Here is a 14,197-nt window from a genome sequence, read left to right as displayed (position 1 = left end):
TTCCGGAGACCGACACATGAACCAAATCACCGTACTGGACGACTATCAGGGCGTCGTGTCGCGACTCAACGCCGCACGCCTGCTCGACGGCATCGATGCCCGCCTGCAGGTGCTGCACGAGCCCATCGACACCGAGGCCGCACTCATCGCGGCACTACGCGGCACCCGTTGCCTGGTGCTGATCCGCGAGCGCACCACCATCACCGCCGCGGTGATCGCCGCCTTGCCCGAGCTTGAGCTGATCGTCCAGACCGGACGCTTGGCCGGCTGCATCGACCTCGACGCCTGCGCACGGCATGGGGTTGAAGTGCGCGACGGCAGCGGCAATCCGATCGCCCCGGCCGAGCTGACCTGGGCGCTGATATTGGCCGCCTCGCGGCGCCTGGTGCCCTACGTCCGCCAGCTCGACGCCGGGCGTTGGCAGCGCAGCGCCGAGCGGCGCGAAGACGAAGCCCTGGGCACCGTGCTCCATGGCCGCACGCTCGGCATCTGGGGCTACGGACGCATCGGCGCACGGGTGGCGAGCTTCGGCCGCGCCTTCGGCATGCGGGTGATCGCGCATGGGCGCGAGGGCTCACGCGGCGCCGCCGAGCAGGCGGGTGACCACTTTATCGCCGACCGCCAGCACTTTTTCTCACAGGCCGATGTGCTCAGCCTGCATTTGCGGATGACACCCGACACACGGCACATCGTCACCGCCGAGCACCTGGCCGCCATGCCACCGCACGCCCTGCTGGTCAACACCAGCCGCGCCGAGCTCGTCGCGCCCGGTGCCGTACTCAACGCACTGGCAGCCGGTAGGCCAGGTTTTGCCGCGCTCGACGTGTTCGAAAATGAGCCGACCGGCGTGCAGGCCTATCTGAGCCATCCTCGCATTCTGTGCACGCCCCACCTCGGCTTTGTCGAGCACGACACCTACGAGGCCTATTTCGAGAACGCATTCGCGCATGTGAGAACCTTTCTGCACGAAAACCGGCGCGCCAATTAATGCGATTTACGCACCAAAACGACAATACATTGCATTTCTAACATTTATCGCATCACGCCAGAATGGGTTGCTCACAGTCGTTCGGACAACGAGGAACCCATGTTCAAAAACATCCCCTGCACCTTGATGCGCGGCGGCACCTCGAAGGGGCCGTACTTCCAGGCCCATGATTTACCAAGCGAGCCGGCCGAGCGGGACCGGATTCTGCTCGCGGCCATGGGCTCGCCCCATATCCGCCAGGTAGACGGCATTGGCGGTGGCGACACCCTCTCCAGCAAGGCGGTGATCGTCAGCCCGTCAACACAGACCGGCATCGACATCGAATACCTGTTTGCTCAGGTGTCGGTCGATCAGTCGAGCGTGGACACCATGCCCAACTGCGGCAACATGCTGGCCGGCGTCGGCCCGTTTGCGATCGAGAACGGATTGGTCAAGGCTCAGCATCCGGTCACGACGCTGCGCATCCTCAACCGGAACACCGGCAAGATCGTCGAATCCATCGTGCAAACGCCCGGCGGGAAAGTGACCTACGACGGCGACACCCGGATTGACGGCGTACCCGGCACCGGCGCGCCCATCGTGCTGAACTTTCTCGACGCGGCCGGCGCCAAGACCGGCAAGCTGTTTCCAACCGGGCAGCGTATTGACCGCGTCGGCGACATCGACGTGACCTGCATCGACTTCGCCTCGCCGCTGGTCTTCGTGGCGGCCGAATCGCTCGGGCGAACCGGGCATGAAACCCGGCAGGAACTCGACGCCGACAGCGACCTGAAAGCCCGACTCGAAACCATTCGCCTTGAGATTGCTCTACGCGCCGGCATGGGCGATGTCCGCCAGTCCGTCCTGCCAAAGATCGCGCTGGTCGCCTCGCCGGCGCATGGCGGCACCATCACGTCGCGCTATTTCACCCCCTGGACCTGCCACTCCGCCTTTGCGGTAACGGGTGCGCTGTGCCTGGCCGCAGCCTCGAGCATTGAAGCCACGATGCCATCGCGCTACGCACGGCGCTCGGCAGACGACCCCGACTTGATCCGCATCGAGCACCCCGCCGGCGGCCTCGACATCCGCATGGGCCTCGACCCGCGCTCAAGCCCGGATGCGCCGCATTTCGCGGTGGCCGGCCTGGTCCGTACCGCGCGCCCGCTGTTCATCGGCGTCGTCCACGTGCCGCTCGACAAAGCCAAGGCCGCCGCCTGAAAAACCGTGCCTTTTATCGATGCGAACATCGCATAAATAGACACTGACAATGCATTTCAAAGCATCAATGAAGCTCGCCATACTTTGGCCAAGCTAGCGGGATCAGACACAGCTTGCCGCAGCCCTAGCCCTGACGACATACCCAGAACAAACCGAGGAGACACCATGAAGCAGCAGCGCATTCCCCTACTGATCCAGATCCTGGTCGGAAGCCTGGCCCTGGCCGGCACCGCATCGGCCGCCGACACCAAAGGCCATTCGCTGGAACTCAAAGCCCGTGGCATTTACTTTGACCGCGACTACGAAAACGACGCCAACGATCGCAGCCAGTCGGCCCTGGGTCTGCAGCTGAACTACGAATCGCCCTACTACTGGGACTTCATCGGTATCGGCCTGTCCGGCTACAGCGTGACCGAACTGGGCGCCAGTGGCCGCCTGACCTCGGACATCCTGTCGGTCGACAAGGACGGCGATGTGCATGACTCCTTCGGCAAGCTGGGCCAGGCCTTCATCAAGCTCAAGTACCAGGACGTGGTCAGCGCCAAGCTGGGTCGCCAGGTGCACAAGAGCATGCTGCTGAGCAGCTCCGGTAGCCGCGCCATTCCCAACTCCTTCTCTGGCGGCACAGTGAACGTCACGCCGATGAAGGGCCTGAAATTCTATGGCGCGATGTACAACGAATGGTCGCCGCGCTCCGACGCCCACTTCTACGAGTTCAAGACCGACCGCTCGGCCGAGGGCGACATCGAGTACATCGGTCTGGTCGGCGTGAGCTACGACTCCGGCCCCTTCAGCATCGACTTCGAATACCTCAAGGCCGACAACTTCCTGAGCAAGACCGGTCTGGTGGCGTCCTATACCTTCGCCCTGGCCAACAAGTCAAAACTGAAAGTGACCGGCGGTGTTCACGCCTCGCGCGACGACGGCGACCTGTTCGTGACCGGCTCGGAAAGCAGCGAACTCGACGACGAAGATGTCGCGGGTTCGGTCGCCGGCAAAACCGCCAGCGACAATGACGGCCTCGGCGTGTACGTGGCGGCCGACTGGACCTTTGGCAACGTGCTGTTGGGCGGCGCCCTGTCCAAGTTCGACGGTGCATGGATCGAAGACAACTTCGCCGGCGATCACGGCACCAACGCCTTCCCCACCGGCGGCGTGCTGGCTGACTTCTCCAACCGTGACGAACTGGTGTGGATGCTCAAGGCCGGTTACGACTGGAAGGATTACATCAAAGGCCTGAAAACCACCCTCAGCTACAAGAAAGGCACCGGCGCACGCAACAGTCATGTCCCCTCGCTGGGCGAAGCCGACGAGAGCGAATGGGCCCTCGACGTGCGCTACGCGATCCCGGTCGTCAAAGGCCTGGCGCTTCGCTACACCTACCTCGACTACCAGTCCGACAAGACCGGCCGTCTGGATGGCGTGAAAGAGAACGAACGCGATCATCGTCTGTACCTCGACTACACGTATCGCTTCTTCTAATACGGTCGCACAAAGTAGAAACCCCCGTCAGGCCAAGGCCGGCGGGGTTTTTGTTTGTCGGTGCGATGCGCCGATGCAAGCCACATCGTCACCGCCGCAATTCAAGAAACAAAGCGCGAACCATCCGTTCCGCCTGGCCGAGATACCCCCGACCGAACTGGTTGAGGTGGTTGAGCACGTGATAGAGGTTGTAAAGCGTCTTGCGTTGCTCGTAGCCCTCGGCCATCGGCCAGGCGCGGCGGTAGGCGACGTAGAAGCTGTGCGGGAAGCCACCGAAGAGTTCGCTCATGGCGAGGTCGGTGTCGCGGTCGCCACGGTAAACAGCGGGGTCGAAGATGGCGGGTCGGCCGGTGTCGTCCATCGCGGCGTTACCGTTCCACAGGTCACCGTGCAGCAGGCTGGGCTGAGGGCGATAGTCGACAAACAGGCCGGGTACGCGTTCGAGCAAGGCGTCGGCGTCGCGGCCGAGGGCGCCAGCGTAGCCTTTGGCGCGGGCCAATTCGAGCTGAGGCGTGAGCCGGTGCAGGATGAAGAAGCGAGCCCAGCCATCGCCCTCGGTGTTGCTTTGCGGGGTGCTTCCGATGAAATTGTCGCGCGGCCAGCCGTAGTGCGCACCGATGTCGTGGTGCAGTTGCACCAACGCCTCGGCAAAACGCTGACCGTCGTCGTCACCGGCCAGCGGACGAAGCTGGAGGTGTTCGAGCAGCAAAAATGCCACGTCGTCGGTCATGCCGTGGCCGAGTACGCGCGGGACGCGAAAGACATCGCTCGCCGCCAGCGCCACGAGACCGTCAGCTTCAGCCTCGAACAGGGAGAGCGCATCGGCACGGTTGCATTTGAGGAAGTACGACTGCGCACCGAGGCGGAGGTGATACGCGCGATTGATACTGCCGCCGCTTACGCGCTGAAGCGTGGCACGGCTCACATCGATGCCGCTGACGTGTTCAATGGCCTGCGCAAGCGCGGCGCTCGGCAGACTTGGTTCATTGACGTGCGCCACCGTTGGACTCCCTGTGTATTGGACTGCGCCGGCGCGGCTGAGCGCAGCGCCGGCAAAAAATGATCGCCGGGATCACACGCGAGTTCAAGCGGTGCGGGTGCGCGAGAGCATCAATATCTTGCTTGACCATGTGCGCGTCGATCCGCGCCTGAACATCGGCCGTGACAACCGTCAGCCCTGTGTCTCGATCAGGGGTCCAGTGTGTTGTCCACCCCGGCACATAGCCGGTTGCGGCCGCCGCGCTTGGCGTCGTAGAGGCGCCGGTCGGCCTCGACGACCAGGTCGTTCGGGCTCTGCGAACCGTTCGGATGCAACACTGCCAGCCCCACGCTGATACTGACCGCAGCCCGCACGGACGGATGCTCGTGCGGCAGCGACATCTCCGACACCGCGGCACACATGCGCCGACCGACGGTCTCCGCGCCGTGGAGGTCCACATCCGGCATCAAACAGACAAATTCCTCACCGCCGAACCGCGCGAGCAAATCGCCAGCGCGCTTGACCTCCTGGCTCAGCGCCTGCGCCACACGCTTGAGGCAGTCGTCGCCGGCAGAATGGCCGTGGTGGTCGTTGTAGGCCTTGAAGTGATCGACATCGACCATGATCAGCGCCAGCGGTTGTTTCTGGCGCATCGCGGTGCGCCAGGCGGTCTCCAGTGCCTCGTCGAAGCAGCGTCGGTTGGCGACTTGGGTCAGCGCGTCGACTGTCGACAAGCGCTGCCAGTGATCGCGCAGGCGTTTGAGTTCAACATGCGTGCGCAAGCGCATTTTGAGAATCGCCGGCGAAAAGGGCTTGGTGACGTAGTCGACGGCTCCGATGCGCAGGCCCAGCGCCTCGTCATCCTCCTCACCCATGGCGGTGATAAAAATCACCGGAATGTCTCGGGTGGCGTCGTTTTCCTTGAGCTGCTTGCAGACCTGATAGCCGTCCATGCCGGGCATCATGACGTCGAGCAGGATGATGTCGGGTTTCACCTCGGCGGCAGCGCGACGCAGGGCCGATACGCCGTCGGTGGCGACGAGTACCTCGCAGTCAGGCTGGAGCAGGTTGCCGAGCAGGCTGATGTTGGAGCGCTCGTCGTCGACGATCAGGACTCTGGGCTTCTCGTTAGTCATGAACTTGTTCCCGGGTAAACGTCGCCAGCAGCGCTGAGAGTACGGCCAGCGCAGCCGTGGCGGCGTCGTAGTCGAAAGCGCGTACCCGCTGCGCAATCTGTCGATAGTGCTCATCCCACCGGCCGGCCAGCGCATCGGCCAGTGGTTCGAGCAGGTGCTGCGCGTCGAAGTTGCCGTCGCGCAGTGCATGGTGCAGGGCCTCGATGCTCGCTTCGAGGCGCGCCACATCGAACGGCCCCGTGACATCACGATCGACCAGCTCCGGTGTATCGAGTCTGGCGATCCCATCGAGCAACTCGGTCAGGGCCTGGTCCACCGCGTCCAGCGCCTCGGCCGGATCGACCTTGCTACGCATCGTCCGCTCCAGCGCCAGCAGACTGCGCTCCAGCGCGCGGGCGCCGAGGTTGCCGGCCGTGCCCTTGAGATTGTGGGCAACCCGCAGCGCCTCGCCCGCTTGCCCGGCCTGAATGGCATGGCGCATCCGCTGCGCGCTGTCGGCATGATCCTGACGGAAATCGCCCAGCAACTGGCGATAAAGCGCGGACTTGTGGCCGGCCCGGGCCAGCCCGGCTGCAACATCAACGCCCGGCATATCAAAGGCCGCAGCATCCGGCGACATTCCGGTCACGACGGGCAACACCGGCGTATCGATCGGGATCGCCGGCGGTATCCAGCGGGCCAACGTGGCAGCCAGCAGCGCCGGATCGACGGGCTTGCTCAAATGGTCGTTCATGCCGGCCGCCAGACACTGCTCGCGGTCTTCGTCGCGGCCATGCGCGGTCATGGCGATGATCGGCAGACCGAGCGCGTCATGCTCGGTGCGGATGCGGGCGGTGGCCTGGTAGCCGTCCAGATGCGGCATTTGCAGGTCCATCAGCACCAGGTCGAAGCGATGCCCCTCGACCGCCGCCAGTGCCGCCAATCCATCCCCGGCCAGGCGCACCTGCAGCGACATGCCCTCAAGCAGCTCACGCATGATGCGCTGGTTGATTGGATTGTCCTCCACCACCAACACCCGGGCGCCCGGACGCGGCATGGCCAGATCGCCCTTCCCCGGCTCGGCCACCGGAAGGGCGGGATGCCCAACACCCAGTTCGGCGGTGAACCAGAAGGTGCTGCCATGCCCCGACCGGCTCCGAACGCCGATCTGCCCCCCCATCAGGTCGACCAGGCTGCGGCAGATCGCCAGTCCGAGGCCGGTGCCGCCATGCTTGCGAGTGATGGAACTGTCAGCCTGGGTGAAGGACTCGAACAGCGTCGGAATAGCTTCCTCGGCGATACCGATGCCGCTGTCGCTGATCTCAAAGCGCAGACTCACCCGGTCGCCTGTCGCGGCGTCCAGGCCGACCCGCAGCTGCACGCCACCGACCTCGGTGAATTTGAGCGCATTGCCGAGCAGGTTGATCAGCACCTGCCGCAGCCGCTGCGGATCGCCACACACCCAGTCGGGAACGGCGGCGTCCACCTCGGCCGTCAGACGCAGGCCACGTTGGTCAGCCAGCACGCCAAACAATTCGAGCAAATCGTCGATCACGCCGGCGAGCCGGAAGTCGACCTGCTCCAGCACCAGCTTGCTGGCATCGAGTTTGGAAAAATCGAGGATGTTATTGATGACCGACAGCAGCGCATCGGTGGCCTTGCGGATGTTACCCAGATAGCCGCGCTGCTGTGTATTCAACGGGGTGCGCCCCGCCAGATGGCAGAAGCCGATCACGGCATTGAGCGGCGTGCGGATCTCGTGGCTCATGTTGGCCACGAACAGGCTCTTGGCGTGGGTCGCCGCCTCGGCCGCCTCCTTGGCCACGGTCAGCTCCTGCTGGATGCGCTTGAGGGCGGTAACGTCGGCGTAGCTCAGAATGTGCGCCGGTTCGTCGAAATAGCCCATTGCATAGGCCGAGGCCAGCACCCAGTGGTGCGCGCCCCGGCGGTCGGTAAATTCAATCTCGCGGCTATCCACGCTGCGCTCGTCGGCCTGCGGGCCACACAGCGGCGTCTGTCCGTCGGCGGTTCGGTGGAATTCATTCGCCGGCAAACCGGGCAAGGCATCGATCGATACCCCGAACAACTCGGCCGCGGCCTGGTTGCCGCGCAGCACATGGCCATCGCGACGGCGTACCAGCACCATCGGCACCGGCGCCACCTCGAACAGTGCGCGCAGGTTACGTTCGCTGCGGGCAATCTTGTGCAGCAGACTCACCACCGCCCACCAGATGCCGCCGATGACCACCAGCAGCAGGGCCGCGCCGATCGACAACTTGTCGCGCACATCGTCCTTGAGTGTTCGCACAAACAGCATGTTGGCCCGAAACTGGGCAATGCCGAGCAGCTCGCGCGAGCTGCGCGCATACAGCGGCACATCGATGTCCAGGCATTCGCTGCACTGTCCGCTGTCCTTGGAGATGTCGAGCAGACCGGACGGTACGCGCACCACGTCGTAGTCGATCTCGGTCTTCAGGCCGAGGAAGATCGGCTCTCCGGTGGTCGGTTCGCGGGCAATCAGGATCTCATCCATGATCCCCGCCAGCCGCCGTCGTGCCGCATGCGGATCGCTGCCGGTGAGCGCATCGGCCAAGGTGTGGGCCTGAGAGTTGGCCAGCGCCGTGGCGTTGGCGCGGGCATTGGCATCCAGCCGAGGCGCCAGCACCGCAAACCAGTAGTAGGCAAGGAACGCCGCCAGACACACCCCCAGCCCGAGGAACAGCCGCGACACGGCGACGCCGGTCGGGCGCTTGGCGCGGGGACGCCGCGTTTTCTCAACGCTGGTCATAACGCTCCGCAATTCTCAGAAAAAAAGGCTTGATGCGAACGCCGGCAGCATCGACCGCGTCAATATTGACGTAAGGCAGCACGCGATCACTGACGGAGATACCGGCGGCAACGCCGCGCTCAACGTCCCCCGGGAACGGCGAGAAACTCAGCAACTGGTGACGACGACTGAAGTCCAGCACCGCGTCGATGTCGTCGCCCATGCGCTGTGCCACAAACACACCAGCCACTTTCGCCGTAGCATAGTCGGCGAGCTCACTTACCAACACCGGTTGGACCCGCAGCGGGATGCCGCGGATCGCGCCCTTGTCGCGCAATGCCGCTGCGAGTTGCTCGACCAGTTGCACCTCGTCACGGTGGATCAGCAACAACAGCAGGGGCCCCGAGCCGACGCGCTTGTCAGCAATGTTCTGGTCGGCAGCCAGCAAGGCAGGGAACAGGTTGAGGCCGACCGTCACGCGTCGGGCATCCTGCTCGTCGGCCGCGATGGCTCCCAGCCAAGGCGAACCGGCAATCAGCAAGGTCGCCAGCACCGAGCAGAGGATTCGACGGATGCGCACCACGCACCTCACCGCGGCCACCGGGTCACCCCGATGGCACAGCAGTGAGCGAATTCCCGGTGTTCCCGAGGCGAGGCCAGACATGTCAATCGTGCGCCCCGTCCATGGTCTGTGGCATATCTTCGTTTTCCTTCACCCTCTGGCGGCGCCCCGCCGCCGATCGGCGATCCGGGCAGCGCGGCCGCAGGGCATCTAAAACGCCAGGGTGCCTTCGACACCCCGGCAGAAGCCATTGAGCTCGACATAGGCCTTGCCGGGGCTGGCACCGCCGACACTGGCCGCGCCCTCCCAATATTCCGGCCCCGGCCACAAGCCGTGCTTGGCGTGCAGTTCCTGGTCGCGCACCATGGGTTGAACCTCGAAGGTTTCGCCCTCGACGATAACACGCCAGCCCGACGGATAGATGCATCCGGTATGCGGGCTCTTCCACTGACCGAGCACCTCGACCTGGAACTGATGCCCGGCCAGCGCGCGGGTGTTGCCGTCGGCATCGGTGATCGACCCGGCGCGCTCGACCTGGTTGGATTTGCCGAGGATGTCGTAGAGCATGATCTGGCGGTTGTCCGCCAGCTCGATGGCAAACCACTGCCAGCCCTTGACGATGGCCTGGTAGAGCTCGCCGTATTGACGGTCGTACCAACTGCTGCCCTTGACGTGATAGGTCTTGCCATCGACGGTAATGGTGCCGCGGGTCTTCATCTGCACCCGCGAGTAGTAATAGGTGTAGCCACCGAAGCGGTAGGGGTGGGCATCGCCGCCATAATGCAGCACCGGCGCCTTGCTGGCTTCGAGTTCCAGATCGAGCACATAGCCGCCGACCTCGCTGTGCAGCCGATCGAACTGACTATCGCCCACCGCCCGGATGATGTCGCCCGGCCCGGCTTTCAGGTCGAAGCGCTTGCTCGTGCGTTGCGGCAGGTGAAAGGCCAGATGCTCGTCGAACTTGAAGGTGTCGGCCTCCACATCGGTGATCGCCACCTGGGTGAGCTGGTCGCGCATCACCAGAAAGCTGTCGAAGCTGAAGAACACCACTTCGAAGCCGAACTTGCGCCCCTCCTCCGTTTCCAGATGGCCGGTCCAGTACCACCACTGCACATCCTGGCTTGGCAGGAAGGCATCGTCGCCGGGCAGATTGACCGGCCCGATCAGCCCCTTGTCGGGCGTGGCGGCGGTGAGGCCGACGCCGGCCACCGCACCGACGAACAACATCGCCAGCATGCGCTTGCGCGACACCGACGCGGCGGCCGGATGCGCCGCCCGCGATGCCACGCCCAGCGCGTAGCGATACGGCCACAGGAAACCGGCCATGCCGAGCAGCGTGAATGCCGGCAGCACCAGCACCAGCTCCGGCTCATGCCGATGCAGGGGTGTGCCGAAAAGGATCGCCAGCGAGGCGCTGAAGAGGAACAGCGGCGCCGCCAGCGTCCACCCGCTGAGCGTGTTGTCGCCGCGCAGACGGGGCAGCTGCGGCAGAACGATGAGCAGCCACAGGCCGAAGAGCATCGCCACCAGCGTCTCCGGATCGACGAAGGCACGGCCTTCCAGCCACAGGTAGCCGAGCATCACGCCAACGAAGGCGCCGAAGGCCGGCGCGATCGCCAGCCACGGCGCGAGCATCTGGAACACGCTGCGCTTCGGGCCGAAACGCGTGACCAGCTCGAAGCACGCCGTGTAGGACGCCACGATGACGAACCAGCCCACGTAGTTGGTCCACGGAATGCCGAACCACGCGCCGGGCTCGGCCCATACCCAGAAACCCAACGAGACGAAGGCCGGGTCCGAGACGAAATCGATCGACGTGGCCAGCAAGCCCGCCACCACCGGCGCCCAGCGCGCCGGCACGGCCAGCGAGCGGACCGTGGCCAGCACCGCGTAGATGATCGTCCCCCAGCTGAGCACCACCCCCAGCGGCACCGGCCCAGGCAAGGCGAGCAACGCTTCGGTGTAGTAATACGGCGGCACCGCTTTCGAGACCTGCGAATACTCGATCACGAAACCGAAGACGATGGCCGCGGGGATGACCCAGAACAGCGCACGGTGCCTGCGCCAGGCATGAACCAGCAGCGCCGCAGTCAGCAGATAGTTGAGGGTCTGCAGCACGACAAAGCCGGCCGATGGATTCAAGGAGTGCATGTCGGACTTCCGGTGATCGGCTGACGCCGGGAGTGGAAAGGAACGCGAACTTACATGGCGTAGGACAGCTGCAGCCAGCCGGCGCGGCCGGGCTGCGGATAGTCGTTGGTGTAAGAGCGGATCGTCTGCCCCGCCAGGTCGAGCGTGTTGAAGGCCGGATAGCGCACGTCGCGATCGAACAGGTTGCTCACACCAATGCGCAGGGTCAGCCCCTTGACCCCCAGGTTGCCAAAGCTGGCCGCCACATCAACGGTCTCGTAGCCCGACAGTTGCTCACGCGAGTCGCTCGCTTCCCGACCCCGCTCGCCCACATGGCGCAGCCACATCGCATAGGTGTGGGTGGAGCGCGGCTCGTAGCGCAGCACCAGATTGGCCAGCCGGTTGGCCGCCCCGGCCACCGATCCGCCGCCGGCCTGTTCGGTATCCGTGACCGTCAGGTTGGCCTCGATGCGGAAGTGCGGACCGAAGCGCTGCTGGATCTCGCCCTCGGCGCCATGGGTACGCACGGCATTGGCATTGATATAGCCCAGAATGCCGCTGTTGACGATCAGGTTGCTCAGACGCGAACGGAAGGCCGTGAGATGCACCTCGGTCTCGGCCGACTTGAACACATAGCCCAGTTCGGCGGTGCGGATCGTCTCGGGTTTCAGATCCGGGGCGAAGCCGGTCTCGTAGAAGGTGGGCGGGCGAAAAGCCTCGGCATACTGCGCCTTGAGGATGTGGTGCCGGTCGAGCCGCCACACCGCAGCCAGGCGTGGCGAGGTGTTGCTGCCGAAGTCGTCATAGTCGTCGTAACGTGCCCCAGCGGTCAGGGTCACATTGTCGGCGAGGCGGTATTCATCCTGCACGGTGAAACTGACGATGCGTCGCGAGCGATGCTCCGAGGGCCAGGGAACACCATCTTCCTTGAAAAAACGCTGCGTCGTCGTCGGATTGTTGGTCGCCGGATTCACGTTGTTCTCCTGCCACGAATCGCCGACCGAAATACGTGCCAGGCCCAGACTCGCCAGCCAGCGATGCCCTTCCCAGCCATCCCAATGCACATCCAGGTCGGCCGACAGGCGCTGCTCTTCGTAGTAGCCCTTGGTGACGTAGCCGCCTGGCAGCACGGTCAGTGCCGGCGTCTTGTTGAACCAGGTGAAGCCATTCGGCAGCAGGCGCGTGTTGAAGCGGTTTTCGTAGTACTGCCAGCCCAGTGCCAGTTCAGCGCTCAGGTGCTCGGTCAATGCCCAGCTCCCCTTACCACTGGCCATCAGGTAGCGGTTGCGGTAATCGACACCTTGGTCAGTATCGAGCACGTTGATGGTTCCAAAATGATCGCCATGGCCATCCTCCACATACACCAGCGACAACGACAGCGCATCGCGATACAGGTCCAGCAGGACCGAGCGCTGCTCGACTTCGTCATCCACCGCACCAGGGGCGTTCGACAGGGAAGACTGGGAAGCGTTGAAGCCGTTATATAGCGCATCGCGACCGGCTTTGGTCCCAACCCCGGCGCTATGCCAACCGCCCACGTTGAGGCTGCCGCCACCGCGTCCGTCCTCGCTACGCCAGTGGGCAAAGCCGCCAGCCGAGTAGACCTCCGATTCGCCAGCGCGCAAAAACACCTCACGCCCCTGCTTGCGGGTAATCACGTTCAACACCCCGGCGTAGGCAAACTCGCCGTGCACCGCCGACCCCGGCCCGCGCACCACCTCAATGTGGTCGACCTGCGCGATCGACAGGTTCAACACCGGGTTGGCCGATGCCGACAAGGCCGAGTTCATCGCCCGGCCGTTGAGCAGGATCTTCATGTTGCCCGAGGCGAAACTGCCCCCGATGCCACGAACCAGAATCTGACGCGCACCGATGCCGTCGGTCGATGGCTCGATACCAGGCACCAGGCGCATGGCATCCCACACCGTACGCGCCCCCAGGGCCAGCATTTCCTCCCCATGCAGTACCGTCACCATGCCCGGCACGTAATCCGCGTTGAGCTTGGTCTTGGTCGCAATCTCGGTCTGTTGCTCAAGCACCTCGAGCAGCCCCTGCAGCTCAGCGACGTCATCACCTTCTGCCGCGCCGCCCGCAAATGCCGATGCGCCCATAAAACCGGTCAGCACCATTCCCGTCGCCCAAACGCGGCGTCCGATTATTCTCATTCTTGTCTCCCTGTGGCGCCCGCCCCTGGCGCCGCCAACGTTGATCGGTGTCGCAAATCATATCGACGAAAATTGCGACACCTTTACGCTTGGCCGGCAACGAGCCTGTCTCCGAGGCCCTCACCGCCCACTATGACTTACGGCAGCATCACTGCCATCGAGCCGACAGCCCGCCCGTTCCGACCAATCCGCGCTGCATGTCATGCCCTCCGACAACCGACATCCGTGCCAAACACATACGTCGAATGGACGAATGCACCGATGCGGTCATGCCACGCTGGGTCGTGACCCTAGAGGCAAAATTCCCGCCTGACAATAACTGTCTAAGCAGCGACATTGCTGCCCAGGCAGCTATCTTCCCCCCACAGAGTCACCAACCCATGACCACCACGCCCCCGACACCTCCCGGTGCGAGAACGCCGCCCCGCTGTACACAGCCGAAAACCTGGACCATGGACGAGAGCCTCGGCGACCTCCTCGCCCAGGTCCGGGCGCGCATCGTGGCAGCCATCGCCGCCAAGATCGCGCCCATGGGCATCACCTGGGCGCAGTGGGGCACACTGCTGCAGATCGCCAACGGCAAGGCCGACACAGCCGCGCCGCCCTGGTGCGCTTCGACGAGGCCTACCGCCTGGCCCTGCTGCGCTACCGGGAGAGCCTGTCGACTTACCTGACGGTGCTCACCGTCGAGCACCAGGTGCTCGAACAGCGCCGCCAGCTCGCCGACCTGGAAGCGCGCCGCCGCGACACCGCGGTCGACCTGATCCGCGCCCTGGGCGGCGGCTACCCCCCCCCCCGACGCCCTGCCCGCC

The 14,197-nt window shown here is 64.5% G+C and carries 9 protein-coding genes and 1 pseudogene; 4 read left to right on the top strand and 6 right to left on the bottom strand.

Features of this window, described 5'->3' with window-relative positions:
- Positions 1-16 precede the first annotated feature (16 nt).
- From FHP91_RS05615 to FHP91_RS05605, 3 genes are all read left to right on the top strand, one after another.
- The gene (locus FHP91_RS05615) at positions 17-988 is read left to right on the top strand and encodes a D-2-hydroxyacid dehydrogenase family protein (protein ID WP_144308668.1); all 972 of its coding nucleotides are present in this window, start codon (positions 17-19) and stop codon (positions 986-988) included.
- 99 nt (positions 989-1,087) lie between these two features.
- Entirely contained in the window at positions 1,088-2,185 is a 1,098-nt protein-coding gene (locus FHP91_RS05610; RefSeq protein ID WP_144308667.1) for a 4-oxalomesaconate tautomerase, read from the top strand.
- A 165-nt stretch (positions 2,186-2,350) separates the two neighbouring features.
- Entirely contained in the window at positions 2,351-3,667 is a 1,317-nt protein-coding gene (locus tag FHP91_RS05605) for an OprD family outer membrane porin (protein WP_144308666.1), read from the top strand.
- Between the two features lie 88 nt (positions 3,668-3,755).
- Here FHP91_RS05605 and FHP91_RS05600 read toward each other — a convergent pair whose 3' ends face one another.
- The 6 genes from FHP91_RS05600 to FHP91_RS05575 form a co-directional block, all read right to left on the bottom strand.
- Complete coding sequence (locus FHP91_RS05600) at positions 3,756-4,592, bottom strand: fructosamine kinase family protein (RefSeq protein WP_313791145.1); 837 nt, start codon at positions 4,590-4,592, stop codon at positions 3,756-3,758.
- 263 nt (positions 4,593-4,855) lie between these two features.
- On the bottom strand, positions 4,856-5,782 hold the full coding sequence (locus FHP91_RS05595) for a diguanylate cyclase domain-containing protein (protein WP_144308665.1): 927 nt from the start codon (positions 5,780-5,782) through the stop codon (positions 4,856-4,858).
- Positions 5,775-8,549, bottom strand: a complete 2,775-nt coding sequence (locus FHP91_RS05590) for a hybrid sensor histidine kinase/response regulator (RefSeq protein WP_144308664.1) — start codon at positions 8,547-8,549, stop codon at positions 5,775-5,777. Before FHP91_RS05590 ends, FHP91_RS05595 begins: the two co-directional genes overlap by 8 nt.
- The gene (locus FHP91_RS05585) at positions 8,536-9,069 is read right to left on the bottom strand and encodes a YfiR/HmsC family protein (RefSeq protein ID WP_186301453.1); all 534 of its coding nucleotides are present in this window, start codon (positions 9,067-9,069) and stop codon (positions 8,536-8,538) included. Before FHP91_RS05585 ends, FHP91_RS05590 begins: the two co-directional genes overlap by 14 nt.
- 231 nt (positions 9,070-9,300) lie before the next feature.
- Positions 9,301-11,241, bottom strand: coding sequence for a carotenoid biosynthesis protein (locus tag FHP91_RS05580; protein WP_144308662.1), 1,941 nt, complete (start codon positions 11,239-11,241; stop codon positions 9,301-9,303).
- 50 nt (positions 11,242-11,291) lie between these two features.
- The gene (locus tag FHP91_RS05575) at positions 11,292-13,385 is read right to left on the bottom strand and encodes a TonB-dependent receptor plug domain-containing protein (RefSeq protein ID WP_144308661.1); all 2,094 of its coding nucleotides are present in this window, start codon (positions 13,383-13,385) and stop codon (positions 11,292-11,294) included.
- Between the two features lie 550 nt (positions 13,386-13,935).
- On the opposite strand from FHP91_RS05575, the pseudogene FHP91_RS05565 reads away from it, so the two are divergent.
- Positions 13,936-14,197 (top strand): annotated as a pseudogene (locus FHP91_RS05565) (hypothetical protein); the annotation flags it as partial.

The sequence above is a fragment of the Denitromonas halophila genome (assembly GCF_007625155.1).
Taxonomy (GTDB): domain Bacteria; phylum Pseudomonadota; class Gammaproteobacteria; order Burkholderiales; family Rhodocyclaceae; genus Nitrogeniibacter; species Nitrogeniibacter halophilus.
The sequence above is the reverse complement of the archived record's forward strand: the minus strand, read 5'-3'. Positions and strand labels throughout refer to the sequence as shown.